Origin of the sequence: Streptomyces sp. NPDC025273, from assembly GCF_040638585.1 — a bacterium.
Classification (GTDB): Bacteria; Actinomycetota; Actinomycetes; order Streptomycetales; family Streptomycetaceae; genus Streptomyces; species Streptomyces cinereorectus.
This window is the reverse complement of record NZ_JBEZYP010000010.1, coordinates 124,865-147,858: the sequence shown is the minus strand read 5'-3', so window position 1 is coordinate 147,858 and position 22,994 is coordinate 124,865. Positions and strand designations below refer to the sequence as shown.

Below are 22,994 nucleotides of genomic sequence, written 5' to 3'. Positions count from 1 at the left end.
ACGGGGTCAGTACGAGGAACCGGAGGCTCCCAGGGCGCCCGTGGGGTGCCAGACCGTCTTGGTCTCCAGGAACGCCGTCAGGCGGTGCGTGCCGGGATCGGCTGACCAGTCGGCCCCGTGCACAGGCTGTGGACGGCCGGCGCTCTGCTCGTCCTTCCCGGCACGGCGGGAGACGGGCGGGCGCAGGACCCGCTTCAGGTTGTCAGCCGCCGCGGTCTCCAGCTCCTTCGCCAGCTCGGCGTCCCCGCCGGCGCCGGTGAGGTCGATGGCGTTGACGTCCTGGTGCGAGGCCAGCGGGACCGCGAGCTCCGCCGTCCGGCCCGACAGGATGTTCACCACACCGCCCGGCAGGTCCGAGGTGGCCAGCACCTCGCCCAGCGACAGTGCGGGCAGCGGGGCGTCGGCCGAGGCGATGACGACCGCCGTGTTACCCGTGGCGATCACCGGGGCGATCACCGAGACCAGGCCCAGGAACGACGACTCCTGCGGGGCCAGGACCGTGACGACACCGGTCGGCTCCGGGGTGGAGAGGTTGAGGAAGGGACCCGCGACCGGGTTGGCCCCGCCCACGACCTGACCGATCTTGTCGGTCCAGCCCGCGTACCAGACCCAGCGGTCGATCGCCGCGTCGACGGCGGCCGCCGCCTTGGACTTCGACAGTCCCTCGGCGTCCGCCACCTCCCGTACGAACTGCTCGCGGCGGCCCTCCAGCATCTCGGCGACGCGGTAGAGGATCTGACCGCGGTTGTACGCGGTCGCGCCCGACCAGCCGCCGAACGCCTTGCGCGCGGCCACGACCGCGTCCCGCGCGTCCTTGCGGGAGGACCGCGGGGCGTGTCCCAGCCACTTGCCCTTGGAGTCCGTCACCTCGTACACCCGGCCGCTCTCGGAGCGGGGGAACTTGCCCCCGACGTACAGCTTGTAGGTCTTGAAGACGCTCAGTCGCCCGTCAGACATCGAGGTAGGCCTCCAGACCGTGACGGCCGCCTTCGCGGCCGAAGCCCGACTCCTTGTATCCGCCGAACGGCGAGGTCGGGTCGAACTTGTTGAACGTGTTGGCCCAGACGACTCCGGCCCGGAGCTTGTTCGCCACCGCGAGGATGCGGGAGCCCTTCTCCGTCCAGATGCCCGCCGAGAGGCCGTACTGGCTGTTGTTGGCCTTGGCGACCGCCTCGTCCGGGGTGCGGAAGGACAGTACCGACAGCACCGGGCCGAAGATCTCCTCGCGCGCGACGGTGTGCGCCTGCGTGACGCCGGTGAACAGCGTCGGGGCGAACCAGTAGCCCGCGCCCGGCAGTTCGCACGGCGCGGACCAGCGCTCGGCGCCCTCCGCCTCGCCGGTCTCGACGAGGGCGGTGATCCGGGAGAGCTGCTCCTCGGAGTTGATCGCGCCGATGTCGGTGTTCTTGTCCAGCGGGTCGCCGAGGCGGAGCGTGGACAGACGGCGCTTCAGGGAGTGCAGCAGCTCGTCCTGGACCGACTCCTGGACGAGGAGCCGCGAGCCCGCGCAGCAGACCTGGCCCTGGTTGAAGAAGATCCCCGTGACGATGCCCTCGACCGCCTGGTCGATGGGGGCGTCGTCGAAGACGATGTTGGCGCCCTTGCCGCCGAGCTCCAGCGTGGCCTTCTTGTCCGTGCCGGCGATCTGGCGGGCGATGGCCTTGCCGACCGCGGTCGAACCCGTGAAGGCGACCTTGTCGACGTCGGGGTGCTCGACGAGGGCCGCGCCCGCGTCCCCGTAACCCGTCAGGATGTTGACGACACCCCTGGGCAGGCCTGCCTGGCGGCAGATGTCCGCGAAGAAGAGCGCGGACAGCGGGGTCGTCTCGGCGGGCTTGAGCACCACCGTGTTGCCCGTGGCGAGCGCCGGGGCGATCTTCCACGCGAGCATCAGGAGCGGGAAGTTCCACGGGATGATCTGGCCGGCCACACCCAGCGGACGGGGGTTCGCCCCGTACCCCGCGTGGTCCAGCTTGTCGGCCCAGCCCGCGTAGTAGAAGAAGTGCGCGGCGACCAGCGGGAGGTCCGCGTCGCGGGTCTCCTTGATCGGCTTGCCGTTGTCCAGGGTCTCCAGGACGGCCAGCTCGCGCGAGCGCTCCTGGATGATCCGGGCGATCCGGAAGAGGTATTTGGCGCGCTCGGAGCCGGGCAGCGCCGACCACTTCTCGAACGCCCGGCGGGCCGCCTTCACGGCCCTGTCCACGTCCTCGGCACCGGCCCGGGCGACCTCGGAGAGCACCTCCTCGGACGACGGGCTGACCGTCTTGAACACCTTGCCGCCGGCGGCCTCGGTGAACTCGCCGTCGATGAACAGTCCGTACGAGGGCGCGATGTCGACGACGGAGCGGGACTCCGGAGCCGGTGCGTAGTCGAATGCAGATGCCATGGGGATCAGTCCACCGTCACGTAATCGGGGCCGGAGTAACGGCCGGTGCTGAGCTTCTGGCGCTGCATCAGCAAATCGTTCAGAAGGCTGGAGGCGCCGAAGCGGAACCAGTGGTTGTCCAGCCAGTCCTCGCCCGCGGTCTCGTTCACCAGGACCAGGAACTTGATCGCGTCCTTGGAGGTGCGGATGCCGCCTGCGGGCTTCACACCGATCTGCACGCCGGTCTGCTCCCGGAAGTCGCGCACGGCCTCCAGCATCAGCAGGGTGTTCGCCGGGGTGGCGTTGGTCGCGACCTTGCCGGTCGACGTCTTGATGAAGTCCGCGCCCGCCAGCATCCCGAGCCAGGAGGCCCGCCGGATGTTGTCGTACGTGGACAGCTCGCCGGTCTCGAAGATGACCTTCAGCCGGGCCCGGCCGCACTCGGCCTTCACGGCGAGGATCTCCTCGTACACCTTCAGATAGCGGCCGGAGAGGAAGGCGCCGCGGTCGATCACCATGTCGATCTCGTCGGCCCCGGCCGCCACGGCGTCGCGGACGTCCGCGAGCTTGACGTCCAGCGCGGCACGCCCGGCGGGGAAGGCCGTCGCGACGGACGCCACCTTCACCCCGGAGCCGGCCAGCGCCGCGGCGGCGGTCGCCACCATGTCGGGGTAGACGCAGACCGCGGCGGTGCGCGGGCTGGTGCGGTCGGTCGGGTCGGGGTTGACGGCCTTCGCGGCCAGAGCCCGGACCTTGCCCGGGGTGTCCGCGCCTTCCAGCGTCGTCAGGTCGATCATCGAGATGGCGAGATCGATCGCGTACGCCTTGGCGGTCGTCTTGATCGAACGGGTACCGAGAGAGGCGGCACGCGCTTCGAGGCCGACGGTGTCGACGCCGGGCAGGCCGTGCAGGAAGCGGCGCAGCGCACTGTCGGACGCCGTCGCGCCGGCGAGGAGGGTCCCTCCCCGCTCGAACGCATCTGAGAGCTCGGGAGAAGGTGCAGTGGTGGGCATGGTCACCACCTGAGCATATCTACGCGCGTAGCGACCTGTACAGGCCCCTCCCCGATTCCGCGCCTCCCGCAGACCGGGCGAGGCTCCGGGGCGGGCGCCCCGCCACCGCCCGCGCCCGTCAGGCAGAATCGGGAGCATGACGAGCCCCACACCCCCCGCCGAGCCCGCCTACGCCGACCGGACCTTCCGGTCGGTCGCCGGGCTGGTCAGCGGCGCGCTGCTGATCCTGCTGGTCGGCTGGATCGGCGGCGACGCGGTGTTCCGGGGCAGCGGGTGGGTGCCGTGGCAGGCGCTGGCCGCGCTGCTGACCCTGATCCCGCTGATCGTGGCGTTCACGCTGCGGCCCGCGGTGTTCGCCGGCGAGGAGCGCATCCGCATCCGCAACCCGTTCCGGACGATCGTGCTGCCCTGGACCGACGTCGCCGACGTCCGGGCCTCGTACTCCAGCGAGCTGTTCACCCAGGACGGCAAGAAGTACCAGCTGTGGGCGGTGCCCGTGTCGCTGCGCGAGCGCAAGCGGGCGGCGCGCAAGGCCACCCAGGAGGCGCACGACGACCCGTACGGCCGCACCTCCGCGCACGCCGACGTCCGTGACACCCACGCCCGCGCCGCCGCCGCGGACCAGGCGGTGGGCGAGCTGCGGGAGCTGGCCGAGCGCGCCGGCCGGCGCGCGGATCAGGGCGCGACCACGGCGTCGGTGCGCTGGGCGTACGAGATCATCGCCCCGGCCGTCATCGGTGCGGCGCTGCTCGTGGTGCTGCTGGCCATCGGCTGAGCGGGCCCTCGTCAAGAGGCTCGACCGCACCGGACCCACCGGCTCCGCACCCCGGCCCGGGACGGACGACGAGGGCTGTCCGCGCCGGGTCACGGGCGTACCGCTGGTGATCCTGCACCTGTCGGCGGCGTACTCCTGCTTCTCGGCGGCCGGCATCCGGCCGTCGTACCCGGGGGACGAGGCCGCCCCCACCGGGATCCAGCTCGCCTGCACGCCGACCATCGGCTTCAGCGCGTCGCCCTGCTCATCACCGCGGCTCCTCCGGTGCGCCGCGCGGTGGGGCCCCGGTGGTTCGCGCCGCCGGTCCTGATGACCGTGGTGGCCGTGGTCCGCCGGACTGACGCGCCTGTGCGGTGGGTCGCCGGAGCGCCCCGCCGCACAGGCGGGCGTCAGATCCCCGCGGCCTGCGCCAGGTCCCGCTTGATGCCGGCCAGCAGGTCCGCGGCCCGCTCCCGCGCCGCGGGCAGCGCGTCCGCCGAGGCGACCGGTACGACGACCTCCAGGTAGCACTTGAGCTTCGGCTCGGTGCCGCTCGGGCGGACGATCACCCGGGCGCCCGTGAGGTGGTAGCGCAGCCCGTCGGTGGGCGGCAGGAGCTCCGTCCCCCGCGAAAGGTCCTCGGCCGAGGTGACGGCGAGGCCCGCCAGCGAGGCCGGGGGGTTCTCGCGCAGACGGCGCATGGCGTTCGCGATGACCGAGAGGTCCTCGACCCGGACCGACAGCTGGTCCGTGGCGTGCAGGCCGTGTTCGACGGCGAGGTCGTCGAGCAGGTCGAGCAGGGTGCGGCCCTTCTCCTTGAGCACGGAGGCCAGCTCCGCGACCAGCAGGGCGGCCGTGATGCCGTCCTTGTCGCGTACGCCCTCCGGGTCGACGCAGTAGCCCAGCGCCTCCTCGTACCCGTAGCGCAGGCCCTCGACGCGGGCGATCCACTTGAAGCCCGTCAGCGTCTCCTCGTAGCCCAGACCGGCCTGCTCGGCGATCCGGCCGAGCAGGGACGACGACACGATCGACTCGGCGAGGACCCCGGTGACACCCCGGGACACCAGGTGGGCGGCGAGCAGCGCGCCGACCTCGTCGCCGCGCAGCATCCGCCAGCCGTCCGCGGCCGACGGGTCGGGGACGGCGACGGCACAGCGGTCGGCGTCCGGGTCGTTGGCGATGACGAGGTCCGGGGCCGCCCGGCGCGCGGTCGCGAAGGCGAGATCCATGGCGCCGGGCTCTTCCGGATTGGGGAAGGCCACGGTGGGGAACGCCGGGTCCGGGTCCGCCTGCTCTGCCACGAGCACCGGCTCCGGGAAGCCCGCCCGGGCGAAGGCCGCCGTCAGGACGGAGGTGCCGACGCCGTGCAGGGCGGTGTAGACCGTGCGCGCGGTGCGCGGGGAGCCCGGGCTGAGGACGGCGTCCGTCCGGGCGAGGTAGGCGGCCAGGACCTCGTCGCCGAGGGTCTCCCAGCCCGACTCCGGGCGCGGTACGCCGTCGAGCGGGCCGACCGCCGCGATCGCGGCGGCGATCTCCGCGTCGGCCGGGGGCACGATCTGCGAACCGTCGCCGAGATAGACCTTGTAGCCGTTGTCGCGCGGCGGGTTGTGGCTGGCCGTGACCTCCACACCCGCGACGGCCCCCAGATGCCGTATGGCGTACGCGAGGACGGGGGTCGGCAGCGGGCGGGGGAGGACCGCCGCGCGCAGTCCCGCACCGGTCATCACGGCCGCGGTGTCCCGCGCGAACTCGGCCGACTTGTAGCGGGCGTCGTAGCCGATGACGACGAGTCGGCCGGACCGTCCCCGCGCCTTCAGGTACGCGGCCAGGCCGGCGGCGGCACGGATGACGACGGAGCGGTTCATCCGCATCGGCCCGGCGCCGATCTCGCCGCGCAGACCGGCCGTGCCGAACTGGAGCGTGCCCGCGAAGCGGTCCTCCAGCGCGCCGAGGTCCGCGGCGTCGATGAGCCCGGCCAGTTCCTCGCGGGTCTCGGGGTCCGGGTCCTCGGCCAGCCAGGTCCTGGCACGGGCGATGAGGTCCTGCTGCACGGTGTCCGCCTCTCGGGGGTACGGGTGGGTGGGTGCGGGAGCGGGCCGGGGGTGGAGGGAGCGGGCCGCCGCGGGCCGCACCCCGTCACCCGGCGCTCAGATGCGGTCCAGCACCCGGGCCAGCAGAGCGCCCATCCGGGTGGCGGAGTCGCGGCCGGCCCGGAGGACCTCCTCGTGGTTGAGGGGTTCGCCGCTCAGTCCGGCAGCCAGGTTCGTGACCAGGGAGATGCCGAGGACCTCGGCCCCCGCCTCACGCGCCGCGATGGCCTCCAGCACGGTGGACATGCCGACGAGGTCGCCGCCGAGGACGCGGACCATGTTGATCTCGGCCGGCGTCTCGTAGTGCGGGCCGGGGAACTGCACGTACACGCCCTCTTCGAGCGTCTCGTCGATCTCCTTGCACAGCGCGCGCAGCCGCGGCGAGTACAGGTCGGTCAGGTCGACGAAGTTGGCGCCGATGATCGGTGACGCCGCCGTGAGGTTGATGTGGTCGCTGATGAGCACCGGCTGTCCGGGGCGCATGCCCTCGCGCAGGCCGCCGCAGCCGTTCGTCAGGACGACGGTCCTGCAGCCCGCGGCGACGGCCGTACGGACGCCGTGCGCGACGGCGGCGACGCCGCGGCCCTCGTAGAAGTGCGTGCGGCCGAGGAAGACCAGGGCGCGCTTCTCGCCGATCCGGTACGAGCGGATCGTCCCGCCGTGTCCCTCCACGGCGGGAGCCGGGAACCCGGGCAGCGCGGTCACCGGGAACTCGGCTTCCGGGGCGCCGAGCGCCTCGCCGGCGGGAGCCCACCCGGAGCCCATCACGAGAGCGACGTCATGGGTCTCGGCACCGGTCAGCTCGCGCAGGCGGGCGGCGGCGTCGGCAGCGGCGGCCTGGGGGTCGCCCTGGATGTGGTCCGGAATAACAGATGCGTTCACGCGGATGAGGGTAACCGGTGATTCCCTACGCGCGTAGATGTGCGGGTGCGGAGTCCGGCCTGTCGTATACGTACTTTCGTACAGAAGCGACGCGGGGGAGTCTCAGCAGGGGCGCTTGCGGAGCCCCATCACGTAGTCGTGGGGCGCTCCCGCGGACTCGGCGGCGTCCGCCACCTCGCCCAGGTAGCGGGCCGATGGCAGCCCGCCCTCGTAGCCGTTCAGCACGTACATCCAGGCCGGTTCCTCGCCGTCCAGGGTGTGCACGCGCACGCGCATCCGCCGGTAGATGTCGAGTCCGACACCCTCCCAGCGGTCCATCGAGTCCTCGTCCATCGGCGCCAGGTCGTACAGCGCGACGAAGACCTGCGAACGGGGCGCCTCCACCACGGTGGCCAGCGCGCCCTCCCAGCCCATCTGCTCCCCGCCGAACGTCAGCCGCCAGCCGTTGAGCCAGCCCGTGCCGCGCAGCGGGGAATGCGGAGCGCGGCGCGTCATCAGCCGCGCGTCGAGGTTGCCGGCGTACGCGGCGTAGAGCGACATGGGGTCGAGGGTACGGGAGGTGACGGGGGGCGTGCCGATTCTTCGGGTGAGGAAGCCCCGGGCCGGGCCCCCGCGCGGGGGCCGGTGCCCTGGTCGGGGCGGGCGCGTTCCCGTATGGAGGGCCCCGGGGCGAGGGGGATCGGCGCGTGCGGGACAATGAATTACGTACTGCATTCCCCGGGGCGATCCCCCGGACCCCCGGCCGGGGCGGCAGACGGCCGCGGGATGACACCACGCGAGGCGGACTTTTCGTGACCCGGATCGTGATCATCGGCGGCGGCCCCGGCGGCTACGAGGCGGCACTGGTGGGCGCCCAGCTCGGCGCGGAGGTGACCGTCGTCGACTGCGACGGCCTCGGCGGCGCGTCGGTCCTCACCGACTGTGTTCCCTCGAAGACCCTGATCGCGACGGCCGAGGTGATGACCACCTTCGACTCCTCGTACGAGGAGCTCGGCATCATCGTCGCCGACGACACGCCCTACCTGGAGCAGGCTGCCCGGGTGGTCGGCGTGGACCTCGGCAAGGTCAACCGGCGCGTCAAGCGTCTGGCCCTCGCCCAGTCCCACGACATCACCGCCTCCGTCACCCGTGCCGGTGCGCGGGTCATGCGCGGGCGCGGCCGTCTCGAAGGCCTCCAGGCCGCCGACGGCTCCCGCCAGGTCGTGGTGACCACCGCCGACGGCGCCGAGGAGCGGCTCACCGCCGACGCGGTGCTGATCGCCACCGGCGGCCGCCCCCGGGAGATCCCGGACGCCCAGCCCGACGGCGAGCGCATCCTGAACTGGACCCAGGTGTACGACCTGAACGAGCTTCCCGAGGAGCTCATCGTGGTCGGTTCGGGTGTGACCGGCGCCGAGTTCGCCGGTGCCTACCAGGCCCTCGGCTCACGCGTCACCCTCGTCTCCTCCCGCGACCGGGTGCTGCCCGGCGAGGACCCGGACGCGGCCGCCGTCCTGGAGGACGTCTTCCGGCGCCGCGGCATGAACGTCATGGCCCGCTCCCGGGCCCAGTCCGCCAAGCGCGTCGGCGACCGCGTCGAGGTCACGCTGGCCGACGGCCGGGTCATCTCCGGGTCGCACTGCCTGATGGCCGTCGGCGCGATCCCGAACACCGCGGGCATGGGCCTGGAGGAGTCCGGGGTCCAGCTCAAGGACTCCGGCCACATCCGCACCGACCGGGTCTCCCGCACCAGCGCCCCCGGGGTGTACGCGGCCGGCGACGTCACCGGGGTTTTCGCCCTGGCCTCGGTCGCCGCGATGCAGGGCCGGATCGCGATGTACCACTTCCTCGGCGACGCGGTGGCCCCGCTGGACCTGAAGACCGTCTCCTCGAACGTCTTCACCGACCCCGAGATCGCCACGGTCGGCTACAGCCAGGCCGACGTCGACGCCGGCAAGATCGACGCCCGTGTCGTGAAGCTTCCGCTGCTGCGCAACCCGCGCGCCAAGATGCTGGGCATCCGGGACGGTTTCGTCAAGATCTTCTGTCGGCCCGGCACCGGCATCGTGGTCGGCGGCTGTGTCGTCGCGCCGCGGGCCAGTGAGCTGATCCACCCGATCTCGATAGCGGTCGACAACAACCTGACGGTGGAACAGATCGCGAACGCGTTCACCGTGTACCCGTCCCTGTCCGGGTCGATCGCCGAAGTCGCCCGGCAGTTGCACACCCGTAAGCGCACCGGCGAGGCGTGACCGAGGGGCGCAGGGCCACCGGTGAGCCCCGGCGGACCAGGGCCGCTCGGCCGGTCCCGCGTGACGCCTGAGCGGCCGGACGACGGCTCGTGAACACCACGTGAACGACGACGGGGTCTCCTATATCACTGGGAGGCCCCGTCTGCGTACAACTTCTGTTATTCGGTGCAAACTGCTGAAAAGGAACCTACGGCCAGGTTACTGTCAGTTTCGTGTTCGCTGCAGAACGTCGTCAGTTGATCCTCGAAATGGTGCGCGCCAACGGGGCGGTATCGCTCCGTGAGCTCGCCCGCGTCGTCCAGACCTCCGAAGTGACCGTACGGCGGGACGTGCGTGCGCTGGAGGCAGAAGGACTCCTCGACCGCCGGCATGGCGGTGCGGTCTTGCCGGGCGGTCTCACGCGGGAGTCCGGCTTTCCGCAGAAATCCCATCTCTCCACCGCGGAGAAGACGGCCATCGCCGATGTGGCCGCGGGTCTCGTCGGCGAGGGCGAGGCCATCGTGGTCGGCGCCGGGACGACCACGCAGGAGCTGGCCCGCCGGCTCGCGCGTGTTCCCGGTCTGACCGTGGTCACCAACTCGCTGCTGGTCGCCCAGGCGCTGGCCCATGCCAACCGGGTGGAGGTGGTGATGACCGGAGGCACCCTGCGCGGGAGCAACTACGCGCTCGTGGGCAGCGGGGCCGAGCAGTCCCTCCAGGGGCTGCGGGTGTCGCGGGCGTTCCTCTCCGGGAGCGGGCTGACCGCGGAACGCGGGCTGTCCACCTCCAACATGCTCTCCGCGAGCGTCGACCGGGCGCTGGTGCAGGCCGCGGCGGAGGTGGTGGTCCTGGCGGACCACACCAAGCTCGGCTCCGACACCATGTTCCAGACGGTGCCGACGGAGCTGATCACCCGCCTGGTGACGGACGGGCCGCCGGTCCACGACGAGCGTGCGGCCACGGAGCTGCAGGCTCTGGCGGACCAGGGCGTGGAGATCACGGTGGCCGGGCCGGAAGCGGAGTCCGCGGGCGGTGACAGCGGTCCGGGGCACCGGCCGCGGAGGGAGATGCCGCTGCCCGGCCAGCGGCGCACCCAGCCGGGCGGGCACGGGGGGGCGGGAGGCCTCGGCCCGCAGCTGCGGAGTGCGGCGGCGCTCGCCGAGGGGCCGGCGGAACGGGGGCGGGTCGCGGATCTGCGGCGACGGTAGGAGTGCGGCGCCGCATGCCGGGCGGGGCCGGTATGCGGGGTTCCGCCCCGGATCCCGCTCCTCGATCGCCGGAGCGGCTCGATGCGGCCGGGCCGGTCGGTCAGCTCCCCGGTCGGTCGGCCTTCAGGCCCTGGAGTGTCAGGAGCAGCAGGCGGTCGGCCAGTTCCGGGTCCGAGGGGGACTGTTCCGCGGCCAGGGCGATCGCGTTCGTCAGTTGCAGCAGGTCGTCGATCGAGACGTCAGCCCGCACCGAACCGCTCGACTGCGCCCGCGCCAGCAGCCGTGACCCCGCCTGACGCAGCGGCACGTGGCACTGCGTCAGCGCCGAGGTCTCGTCACCCGAGGCCGACATGAGTGCTCGGGCCAGGCCGCGGTACTCACCCGCATGAGTGACGATCGCACCCAGCCACTCCACCAGCGCCGCGCACGGCCGCTCCGCCTCCGCCAGGTCGCGGGAGCGGGTGAGCAGTGAGGCCAGGGCCTCCTGGAACACCGCGTTCATCAGCGCGTGCCGGTTCGGGAAGTGGCGGTACAGCGTCCCGATGCCCACCCCCGCGTGCCGGGCGATGTCCTCCAGCGGGGCATCCGTCCCGTGCTCCGCGAACGATGCCCGGGCCTCGCTCAGCAGCCGGTCGTAGTTGCGGCGCGCGTCGGCGCGCATCGGCCGGGCCGGTGTCCGTGCCGTGCTCATCGCCATCGCGCTGCCTCCTGGTGTCCGCTCGGGTCCAGGATGCCACCGAGGGCCCCGGCCCTGTCGGCGCCAAGGTGCGCGGACAGGGCCGGGGCCCTCGGGAAGCGACGGGCGTCAGTCCTTGATCTCGCAGATCACGGCACCGGACGAGACCGACGTGCCGACCTCCGCGGACAGGCCCTTGACCGTGCCGGAGCGGTGCGCGTTGAGCGGCTGCTCCATCTTCATGGCCTCCAGGACGACGACGAGGTCGCCCTCCTTGACCTCCTGGCCCTCCTCGACCGCGATCTTGACGATCGTGCCCTGCATCGGGGAGGCGAGGGTGTCGCCCGAGGCCGCGGAGCCGGCCTTCTTCGCCGCGCGGCGCTTCGGCTTCGCTCCGGCCGCCAGGCCCGTGCGCGCCAGGCTCATGCCGAGCGAGGAGGGCAGGGAGACCTCCAGGCGCTTGCCGCCGACCTCGACGACGACCGTCTCGCGCCCGGTCTCCTCGTCCGCGTCCACGTCCGTGGGGACGGTGAACGGCTTGATCTCGTTGACGAACTCCGTCTCGATCCAGCGGGTGTGCACCCGGAACGGGTCCGCGGTGAAGGCCGGGTCGACGACGACCGCGCGGTGGAACGGGATGGCCGTCGCCATGCCCTCGACGTTGAACTCAGCCAGCGCACGGGCCGCGCGCTGCAGCGCCTGCTCACGCGTCGCACCGGTCACGATCAGCTTGGCCAGCAGGGAGTCCCACGCCGGGCCGATGACCGAACCGCTCTCGACGCCCGCGTCCAGCCGGACACCGGGGCCGGTCGGCGGGGCGAACGTGGTGACGGTGCCGGGGGCCGGAAGGAAACCGCGGCCCGGGTCCTCGCCGTTGATCCGGAATTCGAACGAGTGCCCGCGCACGGCCGGGTCGCCGTAACCGAGCTCCTCCCCGTCCGCGATCCGGAACATCTCGCGCACGAGGTCGATGCCGGTGACCTCTTCGGTGACCGGGTGCTCCACCTGCAGGCGCGTGTTGACCTCCAGGAAGGAGATCGTGCCGTCCACGCCGACCAGGAACTCCACGGTGCCCGCGCCGACGTAACCGGCTTCCTTCAGGATCGCCTTGGACGCCGCGTAGAGCTCGGCGTTCTGCTCCTCGGAGAGGAACGGCGCCGGGGCCTCCTCGACCAGCTTCTGGTGACGGCGCTGCAGGGAGCAGTCACGGGTGGAGACGACGACCACGTTGCCGTGGGAGTCGGCCAGGCACTGGGTCTCCACGTGCCGCGGCTTGTCCAGGTAGCGCTCCACGAAGCACTCGCCCCGGCCGAAGGCCGCGACGGCCTCGCGGACCGCGGAGTCGTACAGCTCCGGGATCTCCTCCAGCGTGCGGGCCACCTTCAGGCCGCGGCCACCGCCACCGAAGGCGGCCTTGATCGCGATCGGCATGCCGTTCTCCTCGGCGAACCGCACGACCTCGGCGGAACCGCTCACCGGGTCCGGCGTGCCGGCCACCAGCGGGGCGCCGGCGCGCTGCGCGATGTGACGGGCCGCCACCTTGTCACCCAGGTCGCGAATGGCCTGCGGCGGCGGACCGATCCAGGTCAGACCCGCGTCCAGCACGGCCTGGGCGAACTCGGCGTTTTCCGAGAGGAAGCCGTAGCCGGGGTGGATCGCGTCCGCCCCCGAGTCCTTGGCAGCCTGGAGCACCTTGGCCATGTCCAGGTAGCTGGCGGCCGGGGTGTCACCGCCCAGAGCGAACGCCTCGTCGGCCGCGCGGACATGCAGAGCGTCCCGGTCCGGATCGGCGTAGACGGCTACGCTCGCAATTCCGGCATCCTGGCAAGCCCGAGCAACGCGGACAGCGATTTCGCCACGGTTGGCGATGAGCACCTTGCGCACGATGACTCCCTCCTTGAGAACAAGCTGAGTTTAGGGACTACCGACACGGACGTACGACCCGTCCCCAATGGTGAACTTGCCCACACGGAGTGTGATTCGAGGCTTGCTCGAGTCGCGAAATCCCTAGTCGCACCACGGTACGCCGGGATCCTTAACCGCACAGTAGCCACGAGGTGTGGTCCAAGTCTCTGTTCGTACGGTCAACGCCGCGCGGCGTTTCTTTGTGGAGTCCCTACGAACGGCCGAGGGAATCTTTGCCTCGGACACGAGGCGGACGCGAGCCCGACGCGATCCCGGCGTGGAAGTCGAGCGGAGAGGGTGCGCGGGTCGCACAGGGGGGCGCAACCTCTTGTACGAAGCATTACCCGTTAGTAGGGTCCGCGCTGTACCGGACGTACTGCAGGTAACAGGGGGTGGGCGCCGTGGTGCGCAGATCAGTGGCCGTCGTGACCGCGATCGTGCTGTTCGGGGAGGCCGCGGGCATCGTGCTCGTCCACGCCGTCCTCTCGGCGGTCGTCGACAACCAGAACATGTCACTGGCCGGTATGGATCCGGGCGTCATGTCCACCGGCACCTGGGTGATGGGCGTCGCCTCCGGCGTCCTGCTGCTGCTGTGCGGCCTGATACCCCTGCTGGCCGGCATACGTGACCGGTCACCGGGCCGGTTCGGCAGGATCGCCCTCATCGGGTGCGCGGTGGTGCACGGGGTGTTCGGCGCGCTGGCGGTGGGGCTGGTCGGCTGGACGGCGTTCGCCGTCATGATGGCCGTCCTGGCACTGATCGTGCTGACCCTGGTGACGTACGGGCGGAGCGAGCCGGGCGCGGAGGCACCCGGCGAGGACGGGCCCGGTGGCGGTGCCGAAGCCGGAGCCCCGGCACCTGCCTGACGCGCCGTCCGCTCAGACCCACAACTCGGTGACCGAGATCTCCAGTTCGCCGAGCAGCCGGCGCAGCAGCGGCAGCGAGAGCCCGATGACGTTGCCGTGATCGCCCTCGATCGCGTCGACGAAGGGCGCCGAGCGGCCGTCCAGGGTGAACGCTCCGGCCACATGGAGGGGCTCGCCCGACGCGACGTACGCCGCCACCTCGGCGTCGGTCGGCTCGCCGAACCGCACGGTCGTGGACGCCGTCGCCGACGCCGTGCGGCCGGTCGCCGTGTCGATCACGCTGTGGCCCGTCCGCAGGACGCCCGCGCGACCGCGCATGGACTTCCAGCGTGTGGTGGCCTCCTCGCTGTCGGCGGGCTTGCCGAGCGCCTCGCCGTCCAGTTCGAGCACCGAGTCGCAGCCGATGACCAGGGCGCCGGCGGCCTCCGGGCGTGCCGCCACGGCGGCGGCCTTGGCCTCGGCCAGGACGAGCGCGAGCGCCGCGGGCGTCGGAGCGGTGAGCGCGTCCTCGTCCACGCCGCTGACGATCACCTCGGGGGCGAATCCCGCCTGGCGCAGCAGGCCGAGACGGGCGGGGGAGGCGGAGGCGAGCACGAGGCGGCGCTGATCAGTCATACCGGCCATCGTAGAAGGGCCCGGGAGGCCTCCTGACCCGCGGAGCCCATGCGCCCCGGGCCTGGCGGACGCGACGGACCCGGCGAGGGCGCCCAGGACTCAGCGGATGCCCAGGACGAACATCGCCACGACCATGGCGAGCGCGAGCAGCAGTCCCGCGCGACGCATCATGTCCTGGGCGTCGCGCAGTTCCTTCGGCGGCTTGTTCTCGGGATCGGACCACAGCATGGATCCGATGGTGCTCCGGGCACGGCTGCGGCGCCTGAGTACGCGTACTCAGGCGCCGCAGCCGTGCCACTCAGCGCTTCCCGTCACACCGGCCAGTACGTCCGCGCCCAGGACCGGGGGCCCGGACGCTGCGTCCCGAGGCGGGCGATACGGCCGGGGTCCGACCACTGTTCGGGCGGCAGCGGAGCTCCGGACGGCACGGCGGCGACAGCCGCCGCCCGCGCCCGCACCACCGCCAGGGCGGCGGCCAGCTCCTCCGGGGTCGGATTGCCCCGTACGACCTTGATCATGGTGGCTCCCGGTGGTTAGAGGGGGATGTTGCCGTGCTTCTTCGGCGGCAGCGACTCGCGCTTCGTGCGCAGCTGGCGCAGCCCCTTCACGAGATGCGCCCGGGTGTCGGACGGCATGATCACCGCGTCGACGTAACCCCGCTCGGCCGCGACGTACGGGTTGAGCAGGGCGTCCTCGTAGTCGGCCATCAGCTCGGCACGGGCGGCCTCCGGGTCGTCGGCGGCGGCGATGGTGCGGCGGTGCAGGATGTTCACCGCGCCCTGCGCGCCCATCACCGCGATCTGCGCGGTCGGCCAGGCCAGGTTCAGGTCGGCGCCCAGGTGCTTGGATCCCATGACGTCGTACGCGCCGCCGAAGGCCTTGCGGGTGATGACCGTGATCAGCGGGACGGTCGCCTCCGCGTAGGCGTAGATCAGCTTGGCGCCGCGGCGGATGATGCCGCCGTACTCCTGGTCGACACCCGGCAGGAAGCCGGGGACGTCCACGAAGGTCAGGACCGGCACGTTGAACGCGTCGCACGTCCGCACGAAGCGTGCGGCCTTCTCGCTGGCGTCGATGTCCAGACAGCCGGCGAACTGCATCGGCTGGTTCGCGACGATGCCGACCGGGTAGCCCTCGACGCGGCCGAAGCCGGTGATGATGTTGGGCGCGAACAGTGCCTGCGTCTCCAGGAACTCGCCGTCGTCGAGCACGTGCTCGATCGCGGTGTGCATGTCGTACGGCTGGTTCGCCGAGTCCGGGATGAGGGAGTCGAGCTCGCGGTCCTCGTCCGTGGTCTCCAGGTCGGCCTCCTCCGGGAAGGCCGGAGCCTCCGAGAGGTTGTTCGACGGGAGGTAGGACAGCAGGGACTTGACGTACTCGACGGCGTCCTTCTCGTCGCCCGCCATGTGGTGCGCCACACCGGAGGTGGTGTTGTGCGTGCGGGCGCCGCCCAGCTCCTCGAAGCCGACGTCCTCACCGGTGACGGTCTTGATGACGTCGGGCCCGGTGATGAACATGTGCGAGGTCTGGTCGACCATGACCGTGAAGTCGGTGATCGCGGGGGAGTAGACCGCGCCGCCCGCGCACGGTCCGACGATCAGCGAGATCTGCGGGACGACACCCGAGGCGTGGACGTTGCGGCGGAAGATCTCGGCGAACAGGCCGAGGGCGGCCACGCCCTCCTGGATGCGGGCGCCGCCGCCGTCGTTGATGCCGATGACCGGGCAGCCGGTCTTCATCGCGAAGTCCATGACCTTCACGATCTTCTCGCCGTAGACCTCGCCCAGCGAGCCGCCGAAGATCGTGAAGTCCTGCGAGTACACGCAGACGGGACGGCCGTCGACCGTGCCGTAACCGGTGACGACACCGTCCCCGTACGGGCGGTTCTTCTCGATGCCGAAGTTGGTCGAGCGGTGCCGTGCGAACTCGTCGAGCTCCACGAAGGAACCTTCGTCGAGCAGGAGGTCGACGCGCTCGCGGGCGGTCAACTTGCCCTTGGCGTGCTGCTTTTCGACGGCGCGTGCGGAACCTGCGTGTGTGGCCTCGTCAATACGGCGCTGCAGGTCCGCGATCTTTCCCGCGGTCGTGTGGATGTCGCTCTGCGGCTCGGACATCGGGTGGCGGCTCCCTGCCTGGTCACGGGGACGGCTGGTACATCCAGTAGAGGTGCTGGACCCATACGTGCTCGACGGCCAGCGGCTCGTCGGCGGTGTTGCTACTGATCCGTAGCGTATCGGCGGCGATACGGTTCGGCAGTGCGTCGTTGGCCACACCTAATGTGGGTTGTATGACACCTCCGGATGCGCCCCACAACCGCTGGTCGGACCTCGACAGGCCGCCCCTGAACGTCGCGGCGCTGCGGCGCGGGCTGCTGAAGCCGGGCGGGCTGTGGAGCTCGCTCGACGTCGTCGAGTCGACCGGATCCACCAATTCCGACCTCGCGGCCCGGGCCGCCGGGCTGGCCGAGGGCACGGTGCTGGTCGCCGAGGAGCAGACCGCGGGCCGGGGGCGGCTGGAGCGGAGCTGGACGGCCCCGCCCCGCTCGGGCCTCTTCCTCTCGGTCTACCTGACCCCCGGTGACGTACCCGCCGAGCGCTGGGGCTGGCTGCCCCTGCTGGCCGGTGTCGCCGCCGCCACGGGGCTCGCGCAGTCGGCGGGCGTCGACATGGCACTGAAATGGCCCAACGACCTCCTGGTGACCATCGACGGCACGGAACGCAAGACCGGCGGCATCCTCGCCGAGCGTGCCGGCGACGGCGTCGTCATCGGCATGGGCCTCAACGTCTCGCTGCGCGCGGCCGAGCTGCCCACCCCCCACGCGGGTTCGCTGGTCCTGGCCGGGGCCGTCTCCACCGACCGCGAAACGCTGCTGAGGGCCGTCCTGCGCTCGCTGGAGCAGTGGTACGGGCGGTGGCGTGAGACCGGCGGCGACGCCGCCGCGAGCGGCCTCCAGGAGGCCTACGCGGCGGGCTGCGCCACGCTCGACCGCACGGTGCGGGCCGAGCTGCCGGGCGACCGGTCCGTCGTCGGCGAGGCCGTCGCGATCGACGGCGACGGCCGGCTGGTCCTGGCCACCGGTGACGGGCTCCAGGAGCCGGTCTCGGCCGGGGACATCGTGCATCTGCGCGGGACCGAGGGCGGACTGACCTGATCGGGGCAGGCCCCGGGGCGGGTGATGTCACCCATGGCGCACCCGGTCCGGGCAACCGGAGACGTGAGCCAGGGCACACCTGCCGTATCGTTGAGGCGATCCAGCAACAGATCGGCAGGGCAGTGGCCAGGGAACGGGCAGGAGGCGGCCGGTGACCGTCGACGACACGAACTCCGGTGACGACACGGACTCCGCCGACGGTGCGGAGCCCCCGTCCGGACCATCGGTCCACTCGACACCGCATCACGAGGTCGACCACACGGCCGAGCCGACCGACGACCCGCTCGCCATCCGGCTGGAGGCCCTGATCCTGGGTGCCGACCGCCGCTACACGCCCTTCCAGGCGGCCAAGACCGCCGGGGTCTCCATGGACCTGGCGTCCCGGTTCTGGCGGGCCATGGGCTTCGCAGACATCGGGCAGGCCAAGGCGCTCACCGAGGCCGATGTGCTGGCGCTGCGCCGCCTCGCCGGTCTGGTGGAGGCCGGGCTGCTCAGCGAGCCGATGGCGATCCAGGTGGCCCGGTCGACCGGGCAGACCACCTCCCGGCTCGCGGAGTGGCAGATCGACTCCTTCCTGGCGGGGCTGACCGAGCCCCCCGAGCCCGGCATGACCCGCACCGAGGTCACATATCCGCTGATCGAGCTGCTCCTGCCCGAGCTGCAGGAATTCCTGGTGTACGTGTGGCGGCGCCAGCTGGCCGCCGCCACGGGCCGGGTCGTGCAGACCGGGGACGACGAGGAGATGGTCGACCGGCGGCTCGCCGTGGGCTTCGCCGACCTGGTCGGCTTCACCCGGCTGACCCGGCGGCTGGAGGAAGAGGAGCTCGGCGAGCTGGTCGAGGCCTTCGAGACGACCGCAGCCGACCTGGTCGCCGCCCATGGCGGGCGGCTCATCAAGACGCTCGGCGACGAGGTCCTCTTCGCCGCGGACGACGCGGGCACGGCGGGCGAGATAGCGCTCCGGCTGGTCGAGGCGATGGCCCAGGACACCACGATGCCCGCCCTGCGGGTCGGCATCGCGTTCGGCACGGTCACCACCCGCATGGGGGACGTCTTCGGTACGACGGTGAACCTGGCCAGCCGGCTCACCTCGATAGCGCCGAAGGACGCCGTGCTGGTCGACGGTTCGTTCGCCCAGGAGCTGACGCGGACCGGGGACGCGCCCGCGTCCGAGGCGCAGGCCGCCGAGGAGGTCGCGGCGGCGGCGGAGCGCGCCCGGCTGGCCGAGAAGGAGGGCCGGCGGGTCGAGGAGGCCCCGCTGCCCACGTACCGCTTCGGGCTGCAGCCGATGTGGCAGCGGCCGGTGCGGGGGCTCGGGGTCGTGGAGCCGTGGCTGCTGGCGCGGCGGGGGCCGCGGTGAGCGGGGCGGCGGGCTGCTGCCCCTGAGCCGTGGGCTCCGCCCCGGATCCCCGGCCCTCGATCGCCGGGCGGGCTCGTGTGTGCGGGCCGGGCGGGCCCGGCGGGTGCGCCTCGGGCGGGCCGGGGTGTGGGCTGGAGGCCCGTGGGGTGGGGCGGGCACCTAGGATCCCTCGGTAACGCTCGTCAACCGGAGGGGTGCAGCATGACCGTCACGTCGGAGCAGCGGTTCGGGGAGTTCGTCGTCGTGCGGCGGCACGAGGGCCTGGAGCACGTGGCCGAGCTGGTGCTCGACCGGCCCAAGGCGATGAATGCCGTGTCCACCGACATGGCCCGCTCGATCGGGACCGCCTGCGCCGCGCTCGGCGCCGACCAGGGGGTGCGCGTCACCGTGCTCACCTCCAGCCACGAGCGGGCCTTCTGCGTGGGTGCGGACCTGAAGGAGCGGAACTCCTTCACCGACGCCGAGCTGGTCCGGCAGCGGCCCACCGCGCGGGCCGCGTACACCGGGGTGCTCGAACTGCCGATGCCGGTCGTCGCCGCCGTGCACGGCTTCGCCCTCGGCGGCGGCTTCGAGCTGGCGCTGGCCTGCGACGTGATCGTGGCCGACCGTACGGCCGTCGTGGGGCTGCCCGAGGTGTCCGTCGGCGTCATCCCGGGCGGCGGCGGTACGCAGCTGCTGCCGCGCCGGGTCGGTGCGGCACGCGCCGCCGAGCTGGTCTTCACCGCGCGCCGGGTGGAGGCGGCCGAGGCCCGCGAGCTGGGCCTGGTCGACGAGCTGGTCGAGGCGGGCCGGGACCGGGAGGAGGCGCTGGCGCTCGGCGGCCGGATCGCCGCCAACTCCCCGGTGGGCCTGCGGGCCGCGAAGCGGGCCCTGCGGCTCGGGCAGGGACTGGACCTGCGTGCCGGGCTGGAGGTCGAGGACGCGGCCTGGCGGTCGGTCGCCTTCTCCGGGGACCGGGCCGAGGGCGTGGCCGCGTTCAACGAGAAGCGGAAGCCGAGCTGGCCCGGCGAGTGAGCCACCGCACGCCGTGAGGATCATCAGCGCCGCCGACTGATCAGAACGTCATGAACCTCCCTAAGCTGGGACGATGGCTGGTGTTGATGGGCGGCTGCGGGCCGTGGTGTCGCTCGCGCAGACGATGGCGGCGGCCTGCACCCCGCGCGAGTCGTGGCTGGCGGCGGCGCGCGGGGTGGGCGAGGCGCTGGGAGGCAGCTTCGCCGCTCTCTCCGTGTGGGAGCGGGACCGGGGCAGGCTGCGGGTCCTGGTGAACGCGGGGGAGCGGGCCGAGGGGGAGGAGGAATTCCCCGACGAGGAGGCCTACCCCGTCCACCAGTTCCCGGAGATCACCGAATTCCTGCACGAGCGGTGGGCGGGCGGCGGCGAGCCGGACGCCTGGGTGGAGACCGCCGACGGCGCTCCGGGGGCCGGGGCCCCGGCCCGGGGGGCCAGGCCTTACTGCCACCAGCGGGTCGCGGCCCTGCGGCGGCGCGGTCGGGGCTGCTGCGTTGTGGCCCCGATCGTGATGCACGGGCGGGCCTGGGGCGAGCTGTACGTGGCGCGTCCGGCGGGGGCGCCGGTCTTCGACCGGGACGACGCGGACTTCGCGACCGTGCTGGCCGCCGTCGTCGCGGCGGGCCTCGCCCAGACCGAGCGGCTGGAGGAGGTCCGCAAGCTGGCCTTCACCGACCCGCTGACCGGGCTCGCGAACCGCCGCGCCGTCGACATCCGGCTCGACGAGGCGGTGGAGCGGCACCGTACCGAGGGGATCGTGGTCAGCCTGGTCGTCTGCGATCTGAACGGCCTCAAGGCGGTCAACGACACCCATGGCCACGCGGTCGGCGACCGTCTGCTGGAACGATTCGGCTCCGTGCTGTCGCTCTGCGGCGCGATGCTCCCCGACGCCCTCGCGGCGCGGCTCGGCGGCGACGAGTTCTGCCTGCTGACCGAGGGGCCCGCGGCGGACGACGTGGTCCGGGTGGCCGAGGAGCTGTGCGCACGGGCCGTCGCCCTGGAGTTCGGCGACGGGGTTGCCTGCGGGGTCGCCTCGACCGGCGACGACATCGGCCCCCTGCGGTCCGCGCGCAGGCTCTTCCGGCTGGCGGACGCCGCCCAGTACCGCGCGAAGGCGGCGCACTCCAGGAATCCGGTGGTGGCGGGGCGGGACGGCGAGGTGCTCCGGCTCGCGGACCATCCGCCCGGTTCCCCGCACGACCGGCGCGGACTGCGCGGCAACGTGCCTCCGGACGCGCGGTGACCGAGCGGCAAGGGACCGCGCGACCTGGTGACATGTTGGGTTTCAGTCCGTAGGCTTCTGAATATGGATATGCATACAGTCGTGGTGGGGACGTCCGGTACCACCGCCGAGGACGTCATCGCCGTGGCCCGCCGGGGTGCCCGGGTCGAGCTCTCCGCCGCCGCCGTCGACGCCCTGGCCGCCGCCCGCGGGATCGTCGACGCGCTCGCCGCCAAGCCCGAGCCGGTCTACGGCGTCTCGACCGGTTTCGGCGCCCTCGCCAGCCGGCACATCAGCCCGGATCTCCGGGCACAGCTGCAGCGCAACATCGTCCGCTCGCACGCGGCGGGCATGGGCCCCCGGGTCGAGCGCGAGGTCGTGCGGGCGCTGATGTTCCTGCGGCTGAAGACCGTCGCCTCCGGCCGCACCGGCGTGCGCCCCCTGGTCGCACAGACCATGGCCGACGTGCTCAACGCGGGCATCACCCCCGTCGTCCACGAGTTCGGCTCGCTCGGCTGCTCCGGTGACCTGGCCCCGCTGTCGCACTGCGCCCTGACCCTCATGGGCGAGGGCGACGCGGAGGGTCCCGACGGGGTCGTACGCCCCGCCGGTGAGCTCCTCGCGGCGCACGGCATCACGCCCGTCGAACTGCGTGAGAAGGAGGGCCTCGCCCTCCTCAACGGCACCGACGGCATGCTCGGCATGCTCGTGATGGCCCTCGCGGACCTCAGGAACCTCTACACGGGCGCCGACATCACCGCCGCGCTCTCCCTGGAGGCCCTCCTCGGCACGGACAAGGTCCTGGCCCCGGAGCTCCATGCCATCCGGCCCCACCCCGGCCAGGGCGCCTCCGCCGACAACATGCTGCGGTTCCTGGCCGGGTCCGGCCTCACGGGCCACCACCAGGACGAGGCCCCGCGCGTCCAGGACGCCTACTCCGTACGCTGCGCCCCCCAGGTCAACGGTGCCGGGCGCGACACCCTCGCGCACGGGGAGCTCGTCGCCGAGCGCGAGCTGGCCTCCGCCGTCGACAACCCCGTCGTCCTGCCCGACGGGCGTGTGGAGTCCAACGGGAACTTCCACGGCGCCCCCGTCGCCTACGTTCTCGACTTCCTGGCGATCGTGGCCGCCGACCTCGGGTCGATCACCGAGCGCCGTACGGACCGGCTCCTGGACAAGAACCGTTCGCACGGGCTGCCGCCGTTCCTCGCCGACGACGCCGGGGTCGACTCCGGGCTCATGATCGCCCAGTACACGCAGGCCGCCCTGGTCAGCGAGCTGAAGCGGCTCGCGGTCCCGGCCTCCGTCGACTCGATCCCGTCCTCCGCCATGCAGGAGGACCACGTCTCCATGGGCTGGTCCGCCGCGCGCAAACTCCGTACGGCCGTGGCCGACCTGGCGCGGATCATCGCCGTCGAGCTGTACGCGGCCACCCGCGCCGTCGAACTGCGGGCCGCCGAGGGCCTGACCCCCGCGCCCGCCTCGCTGGCCGTCATCGAGGCGCTGCGGGCCGCCGGCGTCCAGGGGCCTGGACCCGACCGCTTCCTCTCGCCCGACCTGGCCGCCGCCGACGCCTTCGTCCGGGAGGGGAGGCTCGTCGCGGCCGCGGAGAGCGTGACCGGCCCCCTGGCCTGACCCGTACGACCGCAAGGGAAGAGGGCCGCCG

The 22,994-nt window shown here is 72.5% G+C and carries 22 protein-coding genes; 9 read left to right on the top strand and 13 right to left on the bottom strand.

Going from position 1 to position 22,994, the window contains the following annotated elements; translation table 11 throughout:
- Positions 1-6: 6 nt before the first annotated feature.
- From AB0F38_RS18630 to deoC, 3 genes are read right to left on the bottom strand one after another with little or no spacing between them, the layout of a single operon-like run.
- Positions 7-957, bottom strand: coding sequence for an aldehyde dehydrogenase family protein (locus AB0F38_RS18630; RefSeq protein ID WP_361894013.1), 951 nt, complete (start codon positions 955-957; stop codon positions 7-9).
- Entirely contained in the window at positions 950-2,386 is a 1,437-nt protein-coding gene (locus AB0F38_RS18625; RefSeq protein ID WP_361894011.1) for an aldehyde dehydrogenase family protein, read from the bottom strand. The genes AB0F38_RS18630 and AB0F38_RS18625 overlap by 8 nt, the downstream gene beginning before the upstream one ends.
- 5 nt (positions 2,387-2,391) lie before the next feature.
- On the bottom strand, positions 2,392-3,378 hold the full coding sequence (gene deoC, locus AB0F38_RS18620; protein WP_361894008.1) for a deoxyribose-phosphate aldolase: 987 nt from the start codon (positions 3,376-3,378) through the stop codon (positions 2,392-2,394).
- Between the two features lie 136 nt (positions 3,379-3,514).
- Between deoC and AB0F38_RS18615 the strand changes: the two genes are divergently transcribed.
- Entirely contained in the window at positions 3,515-4,153 is a 639-nt protein-coding gene (locus AB0F38_RS18615; protein WP_361894005.1) for a PH domain-containing protein, read from the top strand.
- 389 nt (positions 4,154-4,542) lie between these two features.
- Here AB0F38_RS18615 and AB0F38_RS18610 read toward each other — a convergent pair whose 3' ends face one another.
- From AB0F38_RS18610 to AB0F38_RS18600, 3 genes are all read right to left on the bottom strand, one after another.
- On the bottom strand, positions 4,543-6,183 hold the full coding sequence (locus tag AB0F38_RS18610) for a phospho-sugar mutase (protein ID WP_361894003.1): 1,641 nt from the start codon (positions 6,181-6,183) through the stop codon (positions 4,543-4,545).
- Between the two features lie 96 nt (positions 6,184-6,279).
- Positions 6,280-7,104 carry a purine-nucleoside phosphorylase gene (locus AB0F38_RS18605; RefSeq protein ID WP_361894001.1) on the bottom strand — a complete coding sequence of 275 codons (825 nt, stop codon included), beginning with the start codon at positions 7,102-7,104 and terminating at the stop codon, positions 6,280-6,282.
- A gap of 102 nt (positions 7,105-7,206) precedes the next feature.
- A complete protein-coding gene (locus AB0F38_RS18600; RefSeq protein ID WP_028439081.1) occupies positions 7,207-7,644 on the bottom strand; it encodes a gamma-glutamylcyclotransferase in 438 nt (145 codons plus the stop codon).
- 251 nt (positions 7,645-7,895) lie between these two features.
- Between AB0F38_RS18600 and AB0F38_RS18595 the strand changes: the two genes are divergently transcribed.
- A complete protein-coding gene (locus AB0F38_RS18595) occupies positions 7,896-9,335 on the top strand; it encodes an NAD(P)H-quinone dehydrogenase (protein WP_361893998.1) in 1,440 nt (479 codons plus the stop codon).
- A 212-nt stretch (positions 9,336-9,547) separates the two neighbouring features.
- Positions 9,548-10,522 (top strand): DeoR/GlpR family DNA-binding transcription regulator, encoded by a 975-nt coding sequence (locus tag AB0F38_RS18590; protein ID WP_361893995.1) that lies wholly within the window; start codon positions 9,548-9,550, stop codon positions 10,520-10,522.
- A gap of 100 nt (positions 10,523-10,622) precedes the next feature.
- Here AB0F38_RS18590 and AB0F38_RS18585 read toward each other — a convergent pair whose 3' ends face one another.
- Together AB0F38_RS18585 and AB0F38_RS18580 are read right to left on the bottom strand one after the other, a co-directional pair.
- On the bottom strand, positions 10,623-11,219 hold the full coding sequence (locus AB0F38_RS18585; protein ID WP_361893992.1) for a helix-turn-helix domain-containing protein: 597 nt from the start codon (positions 11,217-11,219) through the stop codon (positions 10,623-10,625).
- Between the two features lie 108 nt (positions 11,220-11,327).
- Positions 11,328-13,082: a biotin carboxylase N-terminal domain-containing protein gene (locus tag AB0F38_RS18580; RefSeq protein WP_361893989.1), complete on the bottom strand. Its 1,755-nt coding sequence runs from the start codon at positions 13,080-13,082 to the stop codon at positions 11,328-11,330.
- A 422-nt stretch (positions 13,083-13,504) separates the two neighbouring features.
- Between AB0F38_RS18580 and AB0F38_RS18575 the strand changes: the two genes are divergently transcribed.
- Positions 13,505-13,969: a hypothetical protein gene (locus tag AB0F38_RS18575; RefSeq protein ID WP_361893986.1), complete on the top strand. Its 465-nt coding sequence runs from the start codon at positions 13,505-13,507 to the stop codon at positions 13,967-13,969.
- Positions 13,970-13,981: 12 nt separating this feature from the next.
- Here AB0F38_RS18575 and AB0F38_RS18570 read toward each other — a convergent pair whose 3' ends face one another.
- The 5 genes from AB0F38_RS18570 to AB0F38_RS18550 all read right to left on the bottom strand — a co-directional run bounded on the left by AB0F38_RS18570 (position 13,982) and on the right by AB0F38_RS18550 (position 16,855).
- Positions 13,982-14,593, bottom strand: coding sequence for a nucleoside triphosphate pyrophosphatase (locus AB0F38_RS18570; protein ID WP_361893983.1), 612 nt, complete (start codon positions 14,591-14,593; stop codon positions 13,982-13,984).
- Positions 14,594-14,683: 90 nt separating this feature from the next.
- Complete coding sequence (locus AB0F38_RS18565; RefSeq protein WP_014047983.1) at positions 14,684-14,812, bottom strand: hypothetical protein; 129 nt, start codon at positions 14,810-14,812, stop codon at positions 14,684-14,686.
- An 83-nt stretch (positions 14,813-14,895) separates the two neighbouring features.
- Positions 14,896-15,102, bottom strand: coding sequence for an acyl-CoA carboxylase epsilon subunit (locus AB0F38_RS18560; RefSeq protein ID WP_361893980.1), 207 nt, complete (start codon positions 15,100-15,102; stop codon positions 14,896-14,898).
- A gap of 15 nt (positions 15,103-15,117) precedes the next feature.
- Positions 15,118-16,698, bottom strand: coding sequence for an acyl-CoA carboxylase subunit beta (locus AB0F38_RS18555; protein WP_361893977.1), 1,581 nt, complete (start codon positions 16,696-16,698; stop codon positions 15,118-15,120).
- Positions 16,699-16,720: 22 nt separating this feature from the next.
- Entirely contained in the window at positions 16,721-16,855 is a 135-nt protein-coding gene (locus AB0F38_RS18550) for a hypothetical protein (RefSeq protein ID WP_361893974.1), read from the bottom strand.
- 16 nt (positions 16,856-16,871) lie between these two features.
- Here AB0F38_RS18550 and AB0F38_RS18545 point away from each other — a divergent pair, with 16 nt between their 5' ends.
- From AB0F38_RS18545 to hutH, 5 genes are all read left to right on the top strand, one after another.
- On the top strand, positions 16,872-17,735 hold the full coding sequence (locus AB0F38_RS18545) for a biotin--[acetyl-CoA-carboxylase] ligase (RefSeq protein ID WP_361893971.1): 864 nt from the start codon (positions 16,872-16,874) through the stop codon (positions 17,733-17,735).
- A gap of 151 nt (positions 17,736-17,886) precedes the next feature.
- Positions 17,887-19,095 (top strand): adenylate/guanylate cyclase domain-containing protein, encoded by a 1,209-nt coding sequence (locus tag AB0F38_RS18540; protein ID WP_361893968.1) that lies wholly within the window; start codon positions 17,887-17,889, stop codon positions 19,093-19,095.
- Between the two features lie 201 nt (positions 19,096-19,296).
- Complete coding sequence (locus AB0F38_RS18535) at positions 19,297-20,109, top strand: enoyl-CoA hydratase-related protein (protein WP_361893965.1); 813 nt, start codon at positions 19,297-19,299, stop codon at positions 20,107-20,109.
- A gap of 73 nt (positions 20,110-20,182) precedes the next feature.
- Positions 20,183-21,349, top strand: a complete 1,167-nt coding sequence (locus tag AB0F38_RS18530; RefSeq protein ID WP_361893962.1) for a GGDEF domain-containing protein — start codon at positions 20,183-20,185, stop codon at positions 21,347-21,349.
- A gap of 63 nt (positions 21,350-21,412) precedes the next feature.
- Positions 21,413-22,963 carry a histidine ammonia-lyase gene (hutH, locus tag AB0F38_RS18525; RefSeq protein WP_361893959.1) on the top strand — a complete coding sequence of 517 codons (1,551 nt, stop codon included), beginning with the start codon at positions 21,413-21,415 and terminating at the stop codon, positions 22,961-22,963.
- The last annotated feature ends 31 nt before the right edge of the window (positions 22,964-22,994 follow it).